This window comes from Bacteroides sp. f07 (genome assembly GCF_042854785.1).
Taxonomy (GTDB): domain Bacteria; phylum Bacteroidota; class Bacteroidia; order Bacteroidales; family Bacteroidaceae; genus Bacteroides.
The window spans coordinates 3,383,476-3,405,393 of sequence record NZ_BAABXI010000001.1; the positions used below are offsets into that span (position 1 = coordinate 3,383,476).

The window sequence follows — 21,918 nt, forward strand, 5'->3', positions numbered from 1 at the left end:
GTTCTTCTTTTGTTTACAATCCGTCAATAGTCAAGTTTTCCTGCCACTTTCCATCGGCTGAAGGCATCTTCCAGTATCTCTTCCTTCGTCCTCGTCCGATACACCTTCTCCTTCCAATAGCCCATGCGCAGCTGCACATACCGCCATGTCTGGAAGTAGGCTTGGTTCAGATGTTTTTCTATCAGGTCCAACGAATTGTTGATATTGTCCAACACCATCAGCAGGTCGGAAGTTGAACAGGCTGCCGCTCCTGTGGCATACAACACGAGGTCGTTGACGCTATGGTAGAGTTGGCTTCCTTCGTTGTATATGTTGTCGATGGCTTTCTTGTTGATGCTGATGAGCATCGTGTCAGCCAGTTCGATGTGTTTCCGCTTGATGACCTTATCATTGAAGTCCTCCAACAGGTTCTTGTAGTCACTGATGCGGTCGCTCACCGTCTGGTAGGTGCTCTTCACGTTCAGCACCGTGCGCAACGACTGGTACATCACATCGATGATGTCGAAGGCCCGGGTGTATTTGTCCAAATCCACATTCAGTTCCTTGTATTTGCCCACCTCTTCACTGCTGTATTCATGCAGCAGTTGATTGCTGTACTCCAAAGTGCTGCGTGCCAGCAAGAGGCTGCGCTGCTTCTTGTGGTCGTTGATGTATGCTTCCACCGATACCGCATCGAATCCCCATTGCGCCAAGGCTGTATTGGGGAAGAGGGTAATCAGCAGGAGAGCTATGATGATGGTATGTCTCATTCTCCGTTCCTCCCTCAGTTTTCGTTCTCGTTATCTTCACCATTCCCTCTGTTAGGGTCTGCATTCTCTCTCCATCGCTCGTAGCACTCTTCAATGAGTGTCCTTCTGCGACCTTGGTCTGCGTCGATTGAAGGAAGAATGTCCTTCAGCACGTCAATGATGCTGCGCTTGTAGTGCATCATTTTTTCTAATGATACCAAGTCGGCGTAAATCTTGGTGATACGGCTATCTACTTCACGGGCTATCTCCAGACGGTCGCTCGACCAGAGCAGGTGTATTACATCGTCATTGTCGGCGGTCTGGGTTGCCTCGCTCTTGGCATATTCTGTGGTGATGCTGCACGACGGGAACTCCTGGGCTATCTCCGAGATACGGCTGTTCACCTGCCTCGTCTTCTCCTCGTCAGAGGCATTCGGGTCAAGGGTCAGCACATCCACCACCTGTGTGTCGGTGTATTCCGAGGTCAGCTCCCACGATATTTGCAGTATCGCACGGTGTATCTTGATGCCAAGGAAGTACTTGGGCTTCCTTGCAATGGACAGTGTCGCCTTGAAGGTGATAATGCCGTTGATGTTGGGCATGGTGGCAGTTCGGACGTAGGTGTAGCCGTTCCACGAACCGGCACCTTGCCACGTGAGATTGTAGGCTGACTTCACATCCTGCATGATGGCAGGGATGCGGTAGTAGTCATCGGTGGAGGTGGCATTGTCGTTAGCCGCCTCGCTCTTGGCATTCTGTATGTCTGCCAACTGCTGCTGCCATGTCGCCAATTCCTTCTTCAGGTTGTCTATCTTCGTCTTGTTGACATTATGTTGCTGCCGCAAGGCAGGGGCTTCCTCCACAGAGGCATTGGCTATCTGCGTGAGCAGGTTCCTGTTCTCTGTCTCCAACTGGCTTATCTGCGCCTCCAACAGGGCTATCTTGCTATTCGCCTCACGTTCCTTCTCGTCCAGTTCCGATAGGTCGAGATTATTTTCTGATACGCTTGTCCTCATGGCGCATTCCTTGCTGTGGGCATTGAGCGAACCGCCGCACTCACGGCACTTGTACTGCGTGCTGCCCTGTCCGAGGGTGACACCGTCCGAACAGGTGACGCTGATGGTCACGCTCTCCACGCCCTTCAGTTTGGCGGCATCGGTGGCTTGATAGTAACGGCGTGCGTCACTGCCGATGTAATAGACATAGCCCTCCTCGTTGTCGTTATACTCCGAGAGACGTGCCTGCAACTGACGCTTGAAGGTATTCAAGTCCATGCTGTAGGAGTCGAAGACATCCTCATACACCTCTTCCACGTTGTTCCAGCTCTTGGTAACGTGTATCTCGTAGGCGTAGGCCTTCTTGGTCTGCTTGCCGCCACGGCTGATGATGTACGACGACATCCAATAGTTCATCGTATAGGTGAAGCCGTCGCTCTGGGCGTTGAGCTGCTGCACACGGCTGCGGCTCCATCCGGCATGGTTCTCCGAGTTGGCCAGTATCTGCTCTCGCTGCGTGCTGTTAGGGTAGAAGTTGGGGTCGGAGGTGTTGATACGATACCAATGGTCACCGTTCAGAATACTGTTGTCATCGGTCGGCGGATAGTAGTCACAGAGGCTTACGCTGCCTTGGTCTCGTCGGGCAATGTACCAACGCTGTGTATAGTAGTTGCCCTGCGTCTCGCTCAGATAGTCTGTCATCCACGAGGTGATGTTGTAGTTGGAGAGGTCGAAGAGGGCTGCCACGTTGTCCTCGCCACCCACCAGACTAAGGAGTGTGCTGCCGATGCCGTTCTCTGCCTGTTCATAGAGGTCATGGTAGTTGTCATAGATGTCGATGATTTTACTCACCTTGCCATTGAAAAGGTCGTTGAAGGCACTCTGCTGCAAGAGTGCGCCTGATGCCCCGTTGATACCTGCCGTCGCCAACGATGCTCCCATATTGTAAAGCGTCTCGATGTCGGCGGTGAGGTTCTCCACGGTGAAGTTGCCGGGCACACTGGCGATGTCATCCAACAGCTGCTGCCAATCTACATTGCCTATCTCCGAGAGTTTGAGGATGGCGGCTATCTCTTGGTTGATTTCCAAGAACTGAATGTCGGCAAAGGTCAAGCTACTGTTGGTCACGACACTCTCAAACTGCATACACAGCGACTTTGTGTCGGCGCATATCTTCATCAGGTAACTGCCCCAGTAGAGGGCGGTCTGCGGACTTTTCAGCATCATTCCTGCCACCGTCCATATCTTGGGCATAATCTTGTTCGCCACCATATTGTGGATGCGGCGGTAATAGTAGTTCTCCGTGCTACTGCTCCAAATGCCGAGGTCGGTGAATGCCTTGCGCTCCAAGAACTTGGCAGCGAAGATGCCGGCAGTGGCAACCTCTGCGGCATTGTAGTGCTTCAAGATTTCGCCCACCTGCTCGTTATAATAGCTCTCTGCCATAGCTCCAGCACCGAATGCGGCAGCCATGGCGGCAACGATCTGCTTGTCGTAGTTCACGCTGTAATACTGCGCATGAACCCTTCCCACGACAAGTGTAAGACACATATATATTATAATAAGGTATAAACGTCTCATTGCTTCACTACTTTACGTTTTTACTACTTTCAGTTTCTACTATTCCACTACTTTACTACTTGTAGTATTTACTATTGGTAGTATTCACTACTAATCGTATTTACTACTAATCGTAAATACTACCCAGCCACCGTTCCCGAAAGTTTTGCTTTCGGGCATCTGGGCTTTACGTCTATTCCGGGATTTCCGTTTCCATCAATCAGCCCCCGTGCTCGCCGTGTCAGCGGCGAGTGGCTCCATCGTCCGTCAAATTGAGCACATGCCCCGCCTCATTGACCTTCTGCGCAAATGCCAACGACTTCCCGATGCCACTGGCATCCCAATCTCTGCAATACCGCTCGATAGCCTCCTGATGTCTGCACTTCAGTTCATGCTTATAGAGTTTCAATGCCTCCTTCTCAGCTCGCTCGGTGGTGTAGGTCATATAGCACTCGTGCGGCTCCTCCACACCATACACTCCGCTCGTCGATCCACGTCGGATAAACACCTCACGGAAGAAACTTCTTCCCTCCTTGTTATCCAAGCGGTTGACAGTGAATATCTTCTTGCAATCCACATCCGTCAATCCTAATATCGCCTTGATCTCGTCGAATCGCTCACGAAATTTGCTTTGGTCGAGCAGCATCACCACGTCGGAGTTGTTGATGATGGCTTCCTTCACGATGGGACTGCCGATGATGTCCTGTATCTCCTGTGTCACTACGCCCACGCTCGCCCAGAACTTTCGGGCTGTCTTGTATAGGTACTTGATGTACTCGGCCATCAGCGGCGAGGCGATGGCTTTCCATGCCTCCTCGATGACAAGGCACTTGCGGTTCTTCTTCAGGCGCATCTTCTGCAGGAACACGTCCATGATGATGAGCGTCACGATGGGGAAGAGCTGCTTGTTCTCCTTGATGGCATCCACCTCGAAGACGATGAAGGTCTCGTCGAACAAGGTGCTATCCACGTTCTCGTTGAGAATCTTGTCGTACTTGCCGCCACGGTAGAAGTTTTGGAGCATATAGGCGAAGTTGTCGCAGTCGATGGTGGTGATGTTGTTCTCGATGCAGATCTGGTCGAGACGCTCACAGGCGAACTCATAGAATGAGTCGAAGGAGAGGGTCTTCACGCTCAATGCCATGCGCCGTTCCTCCAGTCCCTTGATGAGTTTCTCCACCTTGTCGTGTATCTGCGTCAGCTCCGTGCCGCGCCGCTTCTCCATGGTGGAGAGGTTTTTTCTCAGTGTCTCCTTCTGTGAGGAAGGATAGGGCTGCACACCGTTGAAATAGAAATCGTAATACTCCGTCACCAACTGCTCCACGACACGGAACTCCAGTTCGGGTATCTGCGTCTCCGAGCCTTTCCATATCAGCAGTATCAGGTTCTTCAGGAAGTCTATCTTCTCAATGTTCAGCTCCCGCTTGCTGATGTTGAAGGGGTTCATGGTGATGGGCTTGTCCTCCGTATAGGCGATGTACTTGCCGCCCACATACTCGCAGAGTCCCTCATACGAGTTACCCGTATCGACCATGACGATGTCGGTGTTCTGCTCCCACAACTGACGCACCACGCTGTTCATGTGGAACGACTTGCCGCTGCCCGAAGGACCCAAACAAAAAAAGTTCGAGTTGTCGGTCAGCTTCTCCTTTCCCTCCTTTCCTGTGATGTCGATGGCTACGGGCACACCTTGGCGGTCGGTATAGTATATCTTCAGCGGGGTGTCCTCATTATGCACGATGCGCTCCTTGTACATCAGACAGGTGGCGGCATCGCCGAGGGTGAGGAATCGGTCGTAGTCGGCATTCATGCCATAGCAGTTGCCGGGGAAAGAGTTGACGAACAGCTCCAACTGGTTGTAGGCCCGCTTGCTGATGTGGATGCCCATGCGCGAGAAGGAGTTTTCGAGATGGTTGGTGCATTTCTGTATGTCGGTGTCGCCGCTCACTGCCACCACGAGGTTGTAGTGGGTATAGACGAGCTGCTTGCTCTCACGGGCTATCACCTCCTGCACACGCTTGATGTCCTCTACAGCCATCAGGTTGCTGGGGTTGGGCATGGAGGCATGGCGGTTTTTCTTCTTGTCGAGTAGGGCAAGCTCACGCTTCTGGTTGGGCACGAACACCATCTGGTTGAACACCACGCAGTCGGCTCCGGGCACGCTATCGACGATGCTCACGAGATCAACGGGCATACTGGTGTTGTTCACCTCGATATTTGCGTAGGGACGGATGACCGACGGCAAGTTGGCATAATCCACATCCACAAGGCTATACACCTTGCAGCTACGGTCCCCCATGCCGATGGTCTCGTCATCGACCTTGAAGTTGGTCATCGACACCACCTTGTCACGGAAGTTCATGGAGAAGAAACGGTCCACATACTCGCAGGCTTCCGTTTTGCCGAGGAATCGGGACTTCACGCCGGCATCCCTCAGCTGGTCGTGCACCTTGCGTATCTTCACCAAGAAGTCACGCCATTTCTTGTTGTCGAACGACATCAGACGGCTCTTCTTGTTCTCCTGTGTGATGGTGAGGTAGCAGACGCTGTCGGTAAAGGGTCTGCCGTTGAAATAGCGGAAGTAACTCTCGCTCAGGAACTCATGATTTCCACCGTTCTCTTCCTTGAATGCCTTCCTCACAAACACGTCCTGCTTGTGCAGCGCATAGCCTTCGCCCAAGGTCTGGGCAAGGGCGGCGAAGAGGTGGGTGAACTCATAGTAGGCCTCGATGTTGGCGGAATACTTCTGCACAGGGTTCTCCATCTTCAGAACAGCGGAGTATTCGCCCGTCTTGGTATAGAGCACGCCGATGCCATCCACTTCCTCGATGGAGAAGTAGATGTCCTGGAAGATGCGCTTGCGCTTCCCTCCCGTGCCGAATGCCTTGACACTGATGGCCATGCCCACGCAGATGGCTGAGAATATGAGTATGATGTATAGGGTCATTGTTCTTTTTCTTTTTTAATCGCAAAAAGGCGGGCGCACCCTCATGCGTGATGCCCCCACCTCCATTCACTTACAATCATTGATAGCTTTCCACTTGGACATAATGGATTCTCTTTTTTGTTTTACACTTTCTTTGAATAGGCATAGATGAATATGCCGTTGTCACTCTTCTTGCTGTGCAAGCCCTTGCGCTGCTTCATGACGATGAGAACGCCACCGACAGCTACGGCGAGGACTAGCAGCACGAGTCCTGCCACGAAACCGAAGATGCAGTAGCCGAGGATGAAACCCGCAACGGCTCCTCCTGCGGTGGCTGCCGCCCAGTAGATGTAGCGTCCCTGCAACCCGAAGAACTCCAATGGACGTTGCAGTCCCTTGAAAATGGGATAATCCGGAAAACGCTCTTGCTTTGTATCTGCCATAACTGTCAGTGTTTTAACGTTCTACATACTCACAATCTCACGCTGCGTTTAACCTCCAATGCCGAAGAACAGAGGCAGTGCCTGGGCTGCTGCAATGAGGAAAATACATGCGCCGACGACCATCATGATCTTCTTTTTCACGTCCTGTTCCTCGTTGTTCATGGCGATGTAAACGCTTATGGCTCCGACAATTGCAACGACACCTGCAATGGCATAGCAGAGCTTCACCACGATAGGTACATACTTGGCAATCTCCTCCGTCACTGTGGTAAGCGCGGTCGTTCCTGCCGAGTAGTCGCCGGCTGCGTTCTGTGCCATTGCTGCGGTGGTGCCGACAAGCAACATCAGGGCGAGCGTTTTCATGCGCTGTGAAGAGAAGAATCCCTTCACCTTCTTGTTAATCCTTTCAAACATTCTTTTTACCTTTTAATTTGTTACACTTTGAGTTATCTTATCTCGTATCACCTGTATCTCAAATCTGATAACCGAAGAAAGCGGGGAAGACGATGGTCGCTCCTATGAGGAACAGGCAGGCTCCCACCAGCATCATGATGTTCTTCTTCACTCCTTCTTCGCCCGTATTCATCTTTATATATATCTGCAAGGCGCTGACTATGACCACGATGCCCGCCACTGCATAGCACAGATAAACGATATAGAGCATCATCGTCACGGCATAGTCATGGGCACTCGCAAGTGCGTCCGCTCCCCAGCTGTAGTCCACGTTGCCACACTTAGCACTGGCCAGAGCTGGGGTTAAAGCGGCATATAATGATAGAAATGCACTTCTTGTTTTTGACATCATATCTCATTATTGAGTGATTCCACCTTGACCATGTCACGTCCATTGTGACGAAGACCGCGGGCGATGATGGTGTTGTTCAATTCTTCCGAATACATGGGGTCGGAATAGGTGGTATTCACTTCCTCCATCTTCTTCTCGATTGCGCTTTGTATCTTTTCAAGCACATGAGGCTTGCTCTCTTCCGCAGTGGCGGCTGCCTCCTCTGTAGGCTCTGCAAGCTGCTTCTCCTCGTAGGCTGTCTCATATTGGTTGTCGCCTACGCTGAAACCACCGTCGCTCTCGCTGACCGCTATCGACTCTTCCTCGTCGGTCATGTCACTGACATCAAACGACTCGCCCTGTGACTTCTCGTCCTTGGGCTTTCCGTACAGATCCTGCACGATGATGACCGTATAGTAGATGACATAGATTATGGTCACGACAATGGCGAATATTACAAATGACTTCATATTTTCAAGTTTGATTTTACTATGGTTTGGCTTATTGCCGATGCAAAGGAACTACCTTTTCTTCAATCTTAAACCGAAATGACTTTCCGCGGAGCCAAATCTTAACTCTAATTTTGATTACACTCGCAATCATACTCAAAAATCAAACTCGAAAGGCACAAAAAAAGCCCTTCCGATAGGGAAGAGCTTGTAAAGAGGGTGGATGAAAAAAATGTGGATGGCTATATGGTCAGGTACTTGCCATGGGAGAAGTCCTGATGTTCGTTAGAGAAAACATAGCCCAACTGGTTGGACAAGCATTGGGTGTTGCCTATCCTGGCATCGATGTTGGTGTGCGAATGTCCGTATATCCAATAGTCTATGCCGCTATCGGTGATATAGTCCTCCAACTCTACGGTGAACGCCACGTTTGCCTTGCTGCCTTGAAACTTTGGGTGGAGCATACGGAACGATGGTACATGATGGGTGACAACAATCTTATGGGCTGCTTGCGAATATGCCACTGCATCCTTGATAAAGGTGAGGCAACGTTCATGCTCAGCATTGAATTGGGCATGGGTCATCAGCTCACCTTTATATAATATACGGCGGAAGTCGCTTATCACTTGCTCGGTGAAGTAAGCGTCCTCCAAAGGAATCCTCGACCAAAGGGTGGAGAGGATGATGTCGGTGTCGCCAATCCTCGCAATACCGTTGTAGTGGCTGAATACATTGGGACGTACCTCCAAGAGATAGCCGTCGGGCAGTGTCGCCACATCATAATATTTGTAGAACTCATGGTTGCCCATGCAGCAATGCACCTCCTTGTAGTTCTCCGATGCCCAGTCCCAAAAGGGATGCTTGGAGTAGTTGTCATCGCCGAGATAGCCGATGTCGCCGGCAAGCAGCAGTATGTCGCCCGTCACCTCCAAGGGGTGGGCTTTCAGATACCGCCAATTGTCGGCAAACTCCAGATGCAGGTCGGATGCGTATTGTATCTTCATATTGGTCATGCTTCTATAAACAATTCATCCAGTTGATCTAACAGTCCGGTCACAAATGCCTCGTCTTGACCGAGTGACTTTGACAATGGTTCTGCGAGAGTTGACCAGTCGGCTCTGATGGAGGCGACAAACTCCCTTATACATGCCACTATTGAAGCAGGAGCCTCAATGTTGTCCTCAGTCATTATGACCACATTTTTCAGGATGTCCGAACGGTGCTTCTTGATGTCTTTGGTGTTCACATGCTTGCCGTCCCGCTTGTCTGCCATGAGATTTAGGTAGGCTCTTGCCTTCAGTGCTATCAAGGCAGCGGAATTGGCATGGCGTATGCCATCAGTCAGTTGGCTGTGTGCGATAGTAAAGTGATAGTAATCATCGTCCATGATGATGGCACTAAGACTCGACACATCTTCATCGGTCGGGATAGGTTCTATGACAAATCCCTTTGGCTCTCCAAGCACGTCGGGGTGGCGTGACAGCAGTTCTATCATCTCGGGATAGCCGTCTTTACCATCAAGGAAACGATACATTTCATACCTTGGTGGCTCACCAGCCTCCTGTTTCCTCTTTTCAGGTCGATAGCCAGCCTCCCGCACAAACTGCCAGAAGCGATTGGCGAAAGCCTCGGTCATGTTCTCTACGATGACTATCATGTCGATGTCGTGTGTGGCGCGTGGACGCACCACGGTATTGGTCATGGTGATGTCACAGGCTGCTCCGCCTATCACCACATAGTTTTCTGAGTATTCCGCAAATGCTTCACGGAACTTGACTAATCCTTCCATTTCTGTTCACTGATTATTCGTTCTACTTCTTTTTCTACTCTCGGATCATCATCATCTCTCAACGAAAGGACAAGGGAAAGGCGATCAACCCACTGGCTTTTGTCGCCCATTTTGCTGACAACAGGGTATTTCCATACCTCTATGATATAGTTGCCGTCATAGATGTTGGGATTCTCCATGACATCAGCCGACTTGACGGCACGATATTCCTTGCTTGTCATCATTATCATCTCTTCCCGGTCACGATTAAGCATGGAATAATGTGCCAGGGCATTGATGCCGCATACGGGGTATTCCGCATCCAAGCGTATGTCATCGCAAAAGATGCGGTTCTCCACAGGTGACAGCAAGACGTTCTGAGCCTTGTCCCACAGTTCCTTGCCCTTCAACTCGAAGTGTACCACCTTGCTGCGCTGTCCGTTCTGAATCTTTTGACACAGTCCTACATCTTCAAGACAGGTGACACCCAACGTGACGCTTTCGTAAGAATATGGAAGCAACGGTGCAATATCCCTTGGCGACATTCCTTCAATACTGCCCACCTGTAGGTGATAGAGTAGTATGTATTGCGCCACAGGGGTCAATACTTCGGCAATCTTCCTGTTGCTTGTCTTCTCCAATGCTATGATGCCTGGCAGATGGGCATATTCCTCGGACATGACAAAGAAGACTCCTTTGTCTGCCAGTCTGTGTCGCTCGTAGGTGGGTCCGGGCGCAAGGATAAACACCGCAGGCAGTCCCAGGGCTTCGGTCAACCGCTTGCCCGTGATGGCGCAAGTCCGTGGAGAGGGATTGCCCTTCTTGGGCTCAACGAACAGCAGGGGCGTGCCTTGGTATGTGCCATCATAGAAACGGTATGAGAGTTTCTCGCCAACCGTGATGCCTTTCAGGCTTTCCTTGGCACGAGGTTCCACCTCAAAGCGTCTGCCCAATATCCTTATTTCTTTTTTTAATTCCATTCTGCTACATTTTAATAATGTATTAAAACGATGCAAAAATAAGGATAATAATTGAGAATCAAGCATGTTTGGGCGAAAAAGTGCAGATTTGATATGTAATTTCAATGCATTTGAGCCATTTTTGCATCAAATGATGGTGTTTTCGTCTTTATAATGTCATTCAGATGCCGTTCGTTTCTTCCTCATCAGATAGTCGTTGACATCCTTGTAGTCGGCATATCTGAAGGACTCGTCCGTCACCCTGTACTCGAATACATTGCTGATGCTCTCAACCGTCTTGCGTCCTGCCTGGTCGTTGTCGAGGAAGCAATGGATGTGGGTGTAACGGTCAAGGTAATGCAATGCCTGTTTGAGGTTGGCGACTGAGTTCAGTATCATATAGTCGCAAGGGCTTTCAACGACAAACCATCGGTCTTGCTGTTTAACGAGGGTCATATAAGCAAGGAAGTCCATGAAGCCCTCAAAGACCAGACAACCGTTTTGCCACTCGTTGAACGTATGGGCAAGCAGGGTGATGTCCTTATGCCCGATGCAGCCCTTGAAATAGGGATTGCGCACCTCATGTCCTTCACTCAGATTGCCAAAGGCAATGCCATAGTAATGTTTTTGCTCAACCTTGTAGTGTATCTCCCTGCAATACATCCTGCCAATGGTGATGTCTATCCGTCGGCTACTGAAATAGGACAGCAGAGAATGGTTGCTCAGTGGGAGCAGCTTCACATCGTTCATCTTGGTTGTCGTGTATTCCTTGGCTGCGATAGCGGTCTCGATTGCCTTATCCACAGTGGCAATACTCTTGGACGCAAGGTAGGCAAGGGCATCGGAAACGGATTGTTTGTTATACATACGCTTTACCAGCTCCACAAGGTCACCGCCCTCCTTAATGGCGTAGTCGTACCACAGGTTCTCCTTCTTGCTGACCTTGAACGATGCGGTCTTCTCGTCCCTGAAGGGTGACAGATACCAGTAGGCATTGCCCTTCTTCTTTTTCAGCGTTACATTCTCCTTGTCTAAGAAGTCTATAATGCTCAGTTTCTTCGATTGTTCAATATTCATTGTACTTTCATTTGTTCGGTTTTACTTTGTCCATGGAAACAGTTTACTTTACCCTTTCTCCTATATAGGCACACCCGTAAACTAAACCATTTGCTAAACTACTTTTCCGCTTCCCAATTCAGCCTCCGATTTCGGTTTACTTTGGCCTTATTTCTTATATATAGGTACGGACGTAAACTAAACTGGTTTCTGAACTGTTTTTATTCCTCTTCATGGAACAGGTCAATCTCGGCAGGTGTATATCCGAAATAGTAATGATTATCCCGCTTCACTATGAGCTTTTGCTCGTTAATCAGGTATTTCAGCATTTTGATGATGACGCTTCTGCCACGCTTAAAGCCAATGTCTGCATAGGCTTGCGTTAATTCCTCCACCATGCGATCGAATCCTTTGATAGGTTTCTCCTTGAATGCAGCCGTCAGCGCCTCGTTATGCTGTTCGGATGTCAAGTCTTGGTAAGTAAACCTTGACGGTTGCTTGTCACCTTCTTCCTTCTCCGGCGTGTGCTCGACAATCTCTGGCAACCCTTCCTCATTGACTGTAAAGGCAAACGGCTTGAACTCCTTCTCACGGATGTGCATCGCCTTCACCTCGCTGATGTCGGGATTGGTGGTGCTCTTGGTGATGACAAGCACCGTCTCTGCCTTGTTGTTCATCTCCGTACCGATATGCCCGCGCACGTTATTGTCGCCCTTGTTCTGATGCAATACGCAATGGATGTGCAGGTCATACTTTGATGACCATTCCATCATCTTGTTGATGACCTCGACCGATTCTCCCGCATTGTTGATGTCGAGAAGCAGGTCTCTGATTCCGTCGATGATGACCAGTCCATAGCTTTGGTCTTGGGCAAGCGCATAGTCTATGACCTCTATCCTGACGGAGGGCGTGTACTCTCTCAGACAGATAAAGTCAAGGTTCTCGTTGTCGATGCTTGTAGGTAGACCAGCGAGCTTCAGGATGCGCTCCAGCACATTATGGCAGTGATAGCGGCTCTGCTCCGTATCTACATACAGTATCTTGCGTTTCCCCTCTGGCAGACTGGCGCGATAGTTCAGTACCTTGCCGTTGGCGAGGGAAGCGGCTACCAAGGCAGACACGTTGAAGGTCTTTTTCGCCTTTGCCTTACCAGTAGAAGCACTGAAGTTGCCCAATGTGGCTATGCTGGAATTATCAACCCATATAATCTGAGGAGGTGTTTTATAAGTATCTGTTGCCTTTATCAACGATTCGCTCAATATGCGATTGAGACGCTGTACTCCTTCCTCTTTTGAGTTAGGCTGTACATGTTTGTTATTTTCTTCCATTTTCATTCTTTCGGATTATCAATTTCTATTTTCGTTACCATTCCAATGACCTCTTGTTTGTTTTGGAGCAGCCACTTGTCGATTTCTTCTCTATTAAAATACAGCATTTTTCCCCTTGGCTTATAGTGTGGAACTTCTTTTGCGGCTGTAAGTTTGTATAGCAGGCTTTCAGAAACACCAATATACTTACATGCTTCGTCAAACCCCAAGACGGTTTTGGTCTGCTTGACCATCTTCTCCAATTCCTCGATTCGCTCTATTAGTTTGTCAATAGGTCCCAAAGCCTCCAAACTGTCTTCTATTGCGACAATTCGCTCATAGAGTCTAAAATGTCTTTCATTCATGTGTCACGTACCTTAATTAAATTGTTTACAGACAGTAGCACGGTTATATTAGCCGTCTATTCTTTCTTTGTGTAGATAGTACATATTCCTCTGCTTCTCTTTGAATCTCGTTCTTCGATTTGCCCTTGGTTCCTTGAAGCCATTCATCTATCTCAGATTTGAGGAACATGATGCGTTTGCCTCTCTTGTGAAACGGTATTTCCCGATTGCTTGTCCAGCAATATATGGTATGCTCTACCGGATGTGTTGGGAGATAAGCACATAATTCAGCAACCGTAAACCATGTTTCTTCTTTTTCTGATTGAACAAGTTCATATATACCATCAATCTTGTCTTCTAATGATGACAGCTTTTTCAGTACCCCCGTTATAGCGTTGGGAATATCTTCAAATCTTATACTATTTTCTTCCATGCTAATTATTTTTTATGATTTTTGATGCAAAGTTATGGGGAGACTGTCACTAAATAGAAAAAGTAACGTGATAGTAAGGCAGTATCAACCAAACTATCACGTTTTTACTTTCATTTAGCAGAATTATTGTGATTTATTCCTCTCTTAATATCTGTTCGATGGATTTGCAGATGGCATATTGACTTGCTGTCATGGAAACGTTTCTTCTTATCCTTGAAAGAGAAGAGGAAAGACAACTTGAAGTTATGAATTTCTCTGTTCCATCCTTTTTGATACTGGTTAAGAAGCGACCTTCTCCCATGACATATTGCCAATTATTGTTTATCAAATGGTATTGAGCCATAGCGTCAAACAGTACGGCTACATTACGTACATTCTTTACACGGATAGATGCGTCCAAGTCGCACTTGAATAGGCGACACAACTCGCTACGCACATCACTGTTGTCGGCAAAATCAAATATGTCGTGACTTTGGACAAGTTCTACCAACAAATCCATCTGTCTGTCTGACAATTGGCATCCCAAAGTGAGGATGGACGATTTCTTTCGGGTAAGGATTGGCAGACCAGTACCCACATGTTGAAGAAACAACTCAATAAGTTCCTGCTTGGAATAATCTTCTTTTTTCTTGATTATTGACACACACTTAGAGTCTCTAAACAAAGTACCAATAATGCCAATTGCCATCTGTCGCGAGTTCTTACAACGTGCACAATCACAGTCAATATATTGGTGACTGCGCTCAAATAGTTCTATGAAGTACTCTGTCTTCATATGATTCTTTTCAGCTTGAAGATACCAACTTCTTGCGATCTCAAACAACTCATACAGTTCTCTGTAGAAGTCTTCTGTACACTCCACATGTTTGTGGACACGCTTGCTCTCTTCAAAAAGAGAGAAGCCAAAAAAGGCTGTCTTTTTTCATTTTTATCTGTTTATTGTTATAAATGTTTGGTTTCCACGAAAGGTTAAAGTGCCAAAACAATAGCATCATTACATAGAATGTTGAAAATGAAAGGCACTAAAAACCACCTGTACAATAAAGGACTTATTGATACAAGTGGTCTTCTATACTAAGTGCTTACAAATGATAATCACTATTCATCTATGTCCAACTTAAAAGCTTCTGTAGCTTCATCTTTCTTCTTGTCAATTACTTTTGCGTAGATTTGCGTGGTTTTTACATTGGTATGCCCTAACATTTTGCTTACGGTATATATGTCTGTACCGTTAGCCAATTGTAACGTTGCATAGGTGTGGCGGAAGCAATGAAAGGTGATGTGCTTGGTAATCCCTGATGCTTTTACCCACCGTTCCAAAGGCCTAGATATCCATGAAGGGTCAGGCAGTCCGGCAAACACCAACAGTTCTCCGTCTTTCTTGCGCTCACCGCAAAGCTTGTATGCCTGTGGCGATATAGGCATGTATTCAACGCCCTTAGTCTTCTGCTGAGTGAAATTGAGACGGTACCCACCATTGTATTCTTCAACCTCTGACCATTTAAGCTTTTGAATATCGCTATGTCGCATTCCTGTCAGTGCAGAGAACAAGGCTGCCCGTTTTAGTATATCATCACACGGAGTCTTTGCCAATATATTAAGTTCTTCCAGTGACAGATACTCTCTTCGAGCACTCTGAAACATGATATTTTTAGCCTTGGCAGCAATATCACAATTCAGATAGCCATCCACGAAAGCTTGTTTGAGTGCCGCCTTGAAGATAGAGAAGTACGTCGATGCCGTATTCCTTGAAATAGTTCCTTTCTTAGAACCACCCTGCGGTGCCTTTATCAAGAAGGAACGGAATGCCTCAATATACTTCATGTCAATCTGCGAGAACTGTATGTAGTCACACTTGGCAAACATTGACAACAGTGTGTGCAATCTGCGCCAGTTGACAACTATCGATTCTGACGCAGTTTCCTCTCTTTCTTTGATTAACTTCTCAATATACTCCAGAACATTGCATTTTGAGCGTTCGCTTTGTTCTGCCATTTCCATTTGCTGGTCAGTAAAGAGAGCCATGTTGTCGTACTCTTTTTGACGCAGGACTCGAACGCCATCCGCATAAAGGCAAGTTTCCATATCTTGCTTGGATTTACACTGAATAACGCCATTGTCATCTCGCTTGGGCTTGTACTTTATTCTACCAGCAACGGCTCGCTCGCTTCGTCGTTTATCCCATATAGGGGTAGTAATAGACCTCCTGAGATATTCACGCACTCGTTTGGGTTTGTCATTTCCCGTCTCATAAACAGGATAAGCTTCAAGATAGATGAACCACTCATCTCTCCACTCACTTTTCTTTAATTTGACGGAGACTTTAGTATAATCTAATCTTTTCATAATGGTTTTATATCTTTATAAAGTTTGTCTATTGATTCCTTGTGAGCATACACATAATTACCGATTTGCCGGGTCGGTATTGAGTATTTTCGTATATGAGCATACACGGTGCTGTCATCCAGATGAAATTTCTTGGAAATCTCACCTATTGTATAGCAATCCTCTGGTTCCATGCGGTACATGGTAACTGGTTTCCTTGGCTTGGTGTCAAGCGGAGACTGTCTTAACGGAAACAGATTCATTAGTTCTCCTTTGCATACAAGTCGTATTCCTTTCTCTGGCTCAATGAAGGAAATCTTTTTCATGTAGATGAGCCTATAAATGGTTGAGCGGCTTGCACCAAACATAGCATACGCTTCCGTTATGCTGATATACTCTTTAGACTTGGGCATATTGCTTACAATCTTGTCCAGTTCAAGTTGGCGTTTTTCTTCATCATGCTTACGCTTCCACGCCACCTTGGAGCATTTGGGTGAACAATACCAGGACTCCAAAGTCCTTGCGAAGAACTCTTCTCCGCACACAGGACATTTCCGTACTATCTTATACTTTGCTACTGCCATAATTCATTCATTTTGTAGTTCTTAATATCTATTCTTCTCATCATATCTACTTTTTCTTACAGGTACAAATAAGGTACAGATGTTTATAATAATAACGCAAAGATAGCAATATTATTGTGTACGGCCAAAAACAAGAAAAGCGTGTAACTCATTGAGCTACACGCTTTCCATTTGATATTGTATTCTTATTTCTCTATGTGCTTATTTCACTCCCCCGAAAATAGTTTCTGAACAATTTCTTCTGTTCACATGAGGGAATACCGATTCCTGTATCTTTCACTTCGATACTCCAAGTGTTACCTTCATCATAAGCACAAATACATACGCTGCCATTTCCCGGAGTGTATTTCAATGCATTTGACAAGATATTCTTCAGAATGGAACTCATCTTGTCACTGTCAAACCACACATTCAGATAGTCAAAATTACTTTCACAAACAAATCTGACGTGTTTCATCTCGGCATATTTGCGAAAAGTGGCACAAACATCATTTATATAGGTATTCAGTTCATGCTCGGAGACGTAAAGCGTAGAAGAGTAGACATCTACCCGTTCGAAGTTTATCAGGTTTGTTGTCAGTTGAAGTAATGTATTCACATTCTTTAGAGCCATATTCATATGGGGTAATGCCTGTTCGGTCACCATATGATTTTCTACGACTTCCTCCAACGGCGCTTTTATCAATGTAAGCGGCGTACGTATATCATGGGCCGTATTAATGAAGAATCGTGTCTTCTCATCCGAGACTTTCTTCTGTTTGTGCAGCATGATGATACGGAAAATGATAACCATAACCAGCACCAACAGGATTGCATACCCCACCATAGCCCACACACTGGCCCATGCCGGAGGCGTTATGACGATGTGAATGTTCCTTGTCTCATAGGTTTTATACTTTTCCTCATTGGATATGGCACGAATTTGTAACGTATAATTGCCGGGAGGTAGATTTCGGACAAGAATCCGGTTATCCTGGCTCGGACGGCTCCACTCTTTATGATACCCGTCGATTTTCCATGAATAAAGAATGTTGGAAGGATAATCATAATTAATGGAGGCCACATCAAGAGAGAAAGTGTTTTGTCCGTAGGCCAGCTCCAGCCGGTCAGTCTCGTCAATGTCCCTCTCCAAGGGTGAACCGTCATCTCCCGGATAAACGGGATGATAGGCAATCATAAAATCACGCAGTAGCAGACGTGAATAATGCGACTCCGGGATCTGTATGTCTGCAGGAAACTTAATTGCACCGTCATTACCCCCGAAAACAAGCGTACTTTTACAGTAAGTTGTGGCAGAACCTGCATTAAAATTGACACTCATCAATCCTTGTTCACGCGTCCAGTTGCGGAAGGAGTGTTCCTTGGGTGAATAAATTGTAATCCCATTCTCCGTACCCATGAGGACGCTCTCGTCCTGACGTGGAAGAATCGTATAGATATTGTCGGAAATCAACGCACAATTGTCAGTTCGGTACTGATGTATAAACTTATTCTTATTGATGTCATAAACAAGAAGTCCGGCTCCACGGGTACCAATATACAGGATGCCGTCTTCTCTCTGATATAATGCGCATATATATAGAGATTCAACAGGCAGGTCAATATACTGGTAAGCTCCGGACTGCTTGTCAAGCAGATAGAGTCCCATCCGCGTACCAATCCACATCTGCCGGGCGTCTTTCTCATGAATGGTAGTGATAGAACTCACTCCCGGATACAAACGTACAGTTTTAGTCTCAAGATTGATGCGTTTCAGATGAAAATACCCTCCGGACCATATATCACCGTTCGAGTCTTTTTTAATGTCAAAAATATATTGGTCGGGGCGGACTCCTGCAATAGCTGCAGGGGTAATATAACTGATCTTAAATCCTTTCCTCTTTTCTATCTTATAGATACTGGATGTAAAACCGCCGGCCCATATCACACCGGGAGAGACTTCACAAAGCGCTAGAAATATGTGATTCTCATCATCCGGTACCGAATCAAAGGAGCTGAAGAAGGAACGCCATTCTTGTGTTTCAGTCTGATAGATACTGATACCGTTACTGGTTGCAAACCAAAGGTCGCCGTCACTATCCTCCATCACATCATGAACCTGATCGTTCACCAGTGACCGGTTGTTGCCGAGTGAATGTTTTATCAGATCGTAACTCCTATAACGGTTGTTACGGACTGTAATGCCGGAGGGGTAATTGGCAAGCCAGATACGTTCTTCCTCATCCACATAGATGTCATTGATATTGTTTCCGTTCATCCCATTATAACTGTTGTAATCGGCCGTTATATAAGGTTCACTCATGCAGGTATTCACATCCAGTTTATAGACTCCTTTTCCACCCGTAGCTACCAGTAGTTCATGGGTATTCAAGGAAACAATCCGGTTCACTTCTACATTGTTTGGTGAATGGCAGGAAATGATTTTTCCTGTTCCACTCATGTCATAGATAAGTATTCCTTCTTTATAATTCCCGACAAACAGTTGTTTGGAAACAGCATGGTAATAGAGTTCATGAACCGGCGTACTGATACTTTCCAGCACTTCGTCGGGAAGTAGCTTCAACTCGCCCTGTTCTATCCCGGCACGAAACAAGCCGTTTCCCGTGCCGATAAAGAAATGGTTGCCGTCCGTCTGTTCAATGGCGGCTATTTCACCGTCAATCGGTGTTGGTATATGCAACGTCGTCCCGGTATGGGTATCATACCAGGTAATGCTATCCTTACAACATAACCAGATACGGTCATTCTTGTCCAAATAACCGTGATTCAGAAACGCCTGTGACTTATTTCTGATCAGCTCAGGATGTACATAAGCCAGTTCAAATTTATCATGACGCGAATCATATCTGAAAATACGACCTTTCTGACCGATTACCCATAATACATTCTCGCTGTCCATATAAAGCCAACCCAAGGCAATCCGTGAGTCCAGCGTCATGCTTTCGTCTGAAAAGGTGTAATGTTTGATATGTTTGCCGTCATAACGGTCTACCCCTTCCTGAGTTAAAAACCACATATATCCCCGTCGGTCTTTCTGGATATGGTATATTTTCTGATTGTTCAGACCGTCCTCCAGCCCTATGTATTTATAAATCTGCCCTCTGGCTACAGTACCACTAATGAAAAGGACTATAAGTAACAAGAGCCTCTTCATCTTTACAAAACTATTCATGTCTTTCACAAATATTCAAAAAAAATCACTGCAAAAATATAAAAAAATAATTAAAACGCAATTCAATAAATGTATTTATATTTCAACCTGAGATTAACATTAATACTCATGTATCCAGTTCTTAGTTTATAGAAAAACATATCATAAATGAAAATAGTGAGAGAGTATTTTTCCACTAATTAATTTGCATCTTTCAATATATTATCCGAATATTGCAGAGATGAAAAAGCACACCATGAATCCAGTTGATGAAAAAATCATAATAAAAAAGCTAAGGGCAGGAGATAATGAAGCATACAAGTATTTGTATGACTATCATTATGTTGCTCTCTGCAAACTTAGTTATTATATGCTGAAAGACAAGATACAAGCAGAAAGTATAGTCAGTGATGTTATTTTTCACTTATGGGAAATCCGGGAAAGTTTGGAACTCGTTCCTCCCCTGCGCAATTACCTAGTAATAGCCGTACGTAATAAATGCCTGAATTATCTGGCTCTCAAGCAACAAGAAGTGGAAATCCGCTTTTCTGCCATGGAGCGGGCAGGAATCCAACTGCAAAATATCATACCGGACAATCAGCAGCCTCTGGGCACACTATTAAAGAAAGAACTGGAACATAAAATTCAAGAAGCTATCCAAAAACTTCCCCCTGCCTGCAAGCAGGTATTTACAATGAGCCGCTTCCGGGAAATGAGTTACGAAGAAATTTCTAAGGAACTTGGCATTTCCGTCAACACGGTCAAATATCACATAAAGAGCGCATTAGCAATACTAAAAAGAGAACTTGGAACTTTCTTATGCATTTTTTTCGCTTTTTACCCTACCCTCTTGAAATAAAAAACTGTAGTATATATAAAGGCAATCATTATTTATGGATGAACAATCACTACATACGGATACTGTCAATGATTGGATTACCGGATATCTGACAAATAGTCTGACACCGGAAGATATGCAATCATTGCAAGAATGGCTGAATGCTTCGGAAAAAAACAGAAAATATTTTTCCGATATGCAGGAAGTATGGATAGCCGCTTCGGACGAAACAGATGATATGGACTTCAACAAAGAAAGAGCCTATCAACTATTCTTGAAACAAACCGAAGCCAGTGGCCGACAAGGCACCAATAAACGCAAGGCTTTCCAACTTCGCCCGTGGATGTATGCTGCCGCGATGATTATCGTGGTCTTTATTTGCGGAACAATCGCTTTCCAGACAGGAAAGAGTGTGATCCGGAATCAACTGACTCAAATCTCTATTGAAGCTCCATACGGATCAAAAACCAAATTATATCTTCCCGACGGAACCCTGGTCTGGCTCAACGCTGGTTCGAAGATGAGTTATGCACAGGACTTCGGTATCAACGAACGGGCACTGAATCTTACCGGAGAAGCTTATTTCGAGGTAACCAGAAATGAACATATTCCTTTTAAAGTACATACCAATGAATTGGACGTGAAAGTATTAGGAACTAAATTCAATTTCAAGAATTATCAGGACGATCTGGAAGCTAAAGTCTGTTTGCTCGAAGGGAAAGTGGCTCTCAGTACCCAACAAAAGGAAACAATACTTCACCCGGACCAACAAGCCTTATTAGACAAAAAGACCGGCAATTTATTGATTTCAAGCACTAAAGCGGCTTACAGCGCCGAATGGACAAACGACCGTCTCTATTTCGATGAAGCATTGCTCCCCGATATTGTGAAGGAACTGGAAAGAAGCTACAACATAAAAATCACTATTGCAGACGCTGCGCTAAACTCCGTCCGTTTCTATGGTAACTTCCGCAGAAAAGAACAGAGTATCCGGGAAATTATGGATGTACTATCATCTACCGATAAAATGACTTATACCATTGAAGGAAAAAATATTGTGATCACACTTCCTGAATGAAACAGAATGTTAAACCTTTTAAAACCCAAAAGAATATGAAAAGCAACTTTGAAAAGACATGATTTGACTCCCCTGATAGAAATAAAAAAAGGTCAGGTTCCTTTCCAACCCCTGACCCCTTTTGACTTTCTGTCTTAAAAGCCACAGTGACTTTATTGATGAAAGCTTAGGCAAATATACTGAAAATCCT

At 46.1% G+C, this 21,918-nt stretch carries 19 protein-coding genes and 1 pseudogene; 2 read left to right on the forward strand and 18 right to left on the reverse strand.

The annotated features are described in order from the left end of the window. Nucleotides 1-23: 23 nt before the first annotated feature. The 18 genes and pseudogenes from ACGHVY_RS13895 to ACGHVY_RS13980 form a co-directional block, all read right to left on the reverse strand. Nucleotides 24-749: a hypothetical protein gene (locus ACGHVY_RS13895; RefSeq protein WP_005816118.1), complete on the reverse strand. Its 726-nt coding sequence runs from the start codon at nt 747-749 to the stop codon at nt 24-26. Between the two features lie 14 nt (nt 750-763). Next, nucleotides 764-3,304 (reverse strand): hypothetical protein, encoded by a 2,541-nt coding sequence (locus ACGHVY_RS13900; RefSeq protein WP_005816117.1) that lies wholly within the window; start codon nt 3,302-3,304, stop codon nt 764-766. A 220-nt stretch (nt 3,305-3,524) separates the two neighbouring features. Then, nucleotides 3,525-6,230 carry a TraG family conjugative transposon ATPase gene (locus ACGHVY_RS13905; RefSeq protein ID WP_008021336.1) on the reverse strand — a complete coding sequence of 902 codons (2,706 nt, stop codon included), beginning with the start codon at nt 6,228-6,230 and terminating at the stop codon, nt 3,525-3,527. Nucleotides 6,231-6,352: 122 nt separating this feature from the next. Continuing rightward, a complete protein-coding gene (locus ACGHVY_RS13910; RefSeq protein WP_005816074.1) occupies nt 6,353-6,652 on the reverse strand; it encodes a DUF4133 domain-containing protein in 300 nt (99 codons plus the stop codon). A gap of 48 nt (nt 6,653-6,700) precedes the next feature. Next, the gene (locus tag ACGHVY_RS13915; RefSeq protein ID WP_007837354.1) at nt 6,701-7,066 is read right to left on the reverse strand and encodes a DUF4134 domain-containing protein; all 366 of its coding nucleotides are present in this window, start codon (nt 7,064-7,066) and stop codon (nt 6,701-6,703) included. 58 nt (nt 7,067-7,124) lie between these two features. Further along, nucleotides 7,125-7,457: a DUF4134 domain-containing protein gene (locus ACGHVY_RS13920; protein WP_005812854.1), complete on the reverse strand. Its 333-nt coding sequence runs from the start codon at nt 7,455-7,457 to the stop codon at nt 7,125-7,127. Next, a complete protein-coding gene (locus ACGHVY_RS13925) occupies nt 7,454-7,906 on the reverse strand; it encodes a hypothetical protein (protein WP_005812857.1) in 453 nt (150 codons plus the stop codon). The genes ACGHVY_RS13920 and ACGHVY_RS13925 overlap by 4 nt, the downstream gene beginning before the upstream one ends. Before the next feature lie 221 nt (nt 7,907-8,127). After that, nucleotides 8,128-8,898: a metallophosphoesterase gene (locus tag ACGHVY_RS13930; RefSeq protein WP_007837351.1), complete on the reverse strand. Its 771-nt coding sequence runs from the start codon at nt 8,896-8,898 to the stop codon at nt 8,128-8,130. Further along, complete coding sequence (locus tag ACGHVY_RS13935) at nt 8,895-9,575, reverse strand: hypothetical protein (protein WP_225710357.1); 681 nt, start codon at nt 9,573-9,575, stop codon at nt 8,895-8,897. The genes ACGHVY_RS13930 and ACGHVY_RS13935 overlap by 4 nt, the downstream gene beginning before the upstream one ends. Nucleotides 9,576-9,661: 86 nt before the next feature. Further along, complete coding sequence (locus ACGHVY_RS13940; RefSeq protein ID WP_005812863.1) at nt 9,662-10,633, reverse strand: hypothetical protein; 972 nt, start codon at nt 10,631-10,633, stop codon at nt 9,662-9,664. 156 nt (nt 10,634-10,789) lie between these two features. Next, the gene (locus ACGHVY_RS13945) at nt 10,790-11,689 is read right to left on the reverse strand and encodes a toprim domain-containing protein (protein WP_005812865.1); all 900 of its coding nucleotides are present in this window, start codon (nt 11,687-11,689) and stop codon (nt 10,790-10,792) included. Nucleotides 11,690-11,889: 200 nt separating this feature from the next. Beyond that, nucleotides 11,890-12,996 (reverse strand): AAA family ATPase, encoded by a 1,107-nt coding sequence (locus ACGHVY_RS13950; RefSeq protein WP_005812867.1) that lies wholly within the window; start codon nt 12,994-12,996, stop codon nt 11,890-11,892. Nucleotides 12,997-12,998: 2 nt separating this feature from the next. Next, nucleotides 12,999-13,340, reverse strand: coding sequence for an AlpA family transcriptional regulator (locus ACGHVY_RS13955; RefSeq protein WP_005812869.1), 342 nt, complete (start codon nt 13,338-13,340; stop codon nt 12,999-13,001). Between the two features lie 43 nt (nt 13,341-13,383). After that, nucleotides 13,384-13,752 (reverse strand): helix-turn-helix domain-containing protein, encoded by a 369-nt coding sequence (locus ACGHVY_RS13960; RefSeq protein WP_004320284.1) that lies wholly within the window; start codon nt 13,750-13,752, stop codon nt 13,384-13,386. Between the two features lie 133 nt (nt 13,753-13,885). Continuing rightward, nucleotides 13,886-14,527, reverse strand: a complete 642-nt coding sequence (locus ACGHVY_RS13965; protein WP_005812872.1) for a hypothetical protein — start codon at nt 14,525-14,527, stop codon at nt 13,886-13,888. 323 nt (nt 14,528-14,850) lie between these two features. Further along, nucleotides 14,851-16,098 (reverse strand): site-specific integrase, encoded by a 1,248-nt coding sequence (locus ACGHVY_RS13970; protein WP_005812874.1) that lies wholly within the window; start codon nt 16,096-16,098, stop codon nt 14,851-14,853. Then, nucleotides 16,095-16,661 carry a hypothetical protein gene (locus tag ACGHVY_RS13975; RefSeq protein ID WP_005812876.1) on the reverse strand — a complete coding sequence of 189 codons (567 nt, stop codon included), beginning with the start codon at nt 16,659-16,661 and terminating at the stop codon, nt 16,095-16,097. Before ACGHVY_RS13975 ends, ACGHVY_RS13970 begins: the two co-directional genes overlap by 4 nt. Before the next feature lie 202 nt (nt 16,662-16,863). After that, nucleotides 16,864-19,833: pseudogene (locus ACGHVY_RS13980) on the reverse strand (two-component regulator propeller domain-containing protein); the annotation flags it as partial. Between the two features lie 235 nt (nt 19,834-20,068). Between ACGHVY_RS13980 and ACGHVY_RS13985 the strand changes: the two are divergent. Together ACGHVY_RS13985 and ACGHVY_RS13990 are read left to right on the forward strand one after the other, a co-directional pair. Continuing rightward, nucleotides 20,069-20,671: an RNA polymerase sigma-70 factor gene (locus ACGHVY_RS13985; protein ID WP_390599459.1), complete on the forward strand. Its 603-nt coding sequence runs from the start codon at nt 20,069-20,071 to the stop codon at nt 20,669-20,671. Nucleotides 20,672-20,705: 34 nt separating this feature from the next. Further along, entirely contained in the window at nt 20,706-21,728 is a 1,023-nt protein-coding gene (locus ACGHVY_RS13990) for a FecR family protein (RefSeq protein ID WP_390599460.1), read from the forward strand. The last annotated feature ends 190 nt before the right edge of the window (nt 21,729-21,918 follow it).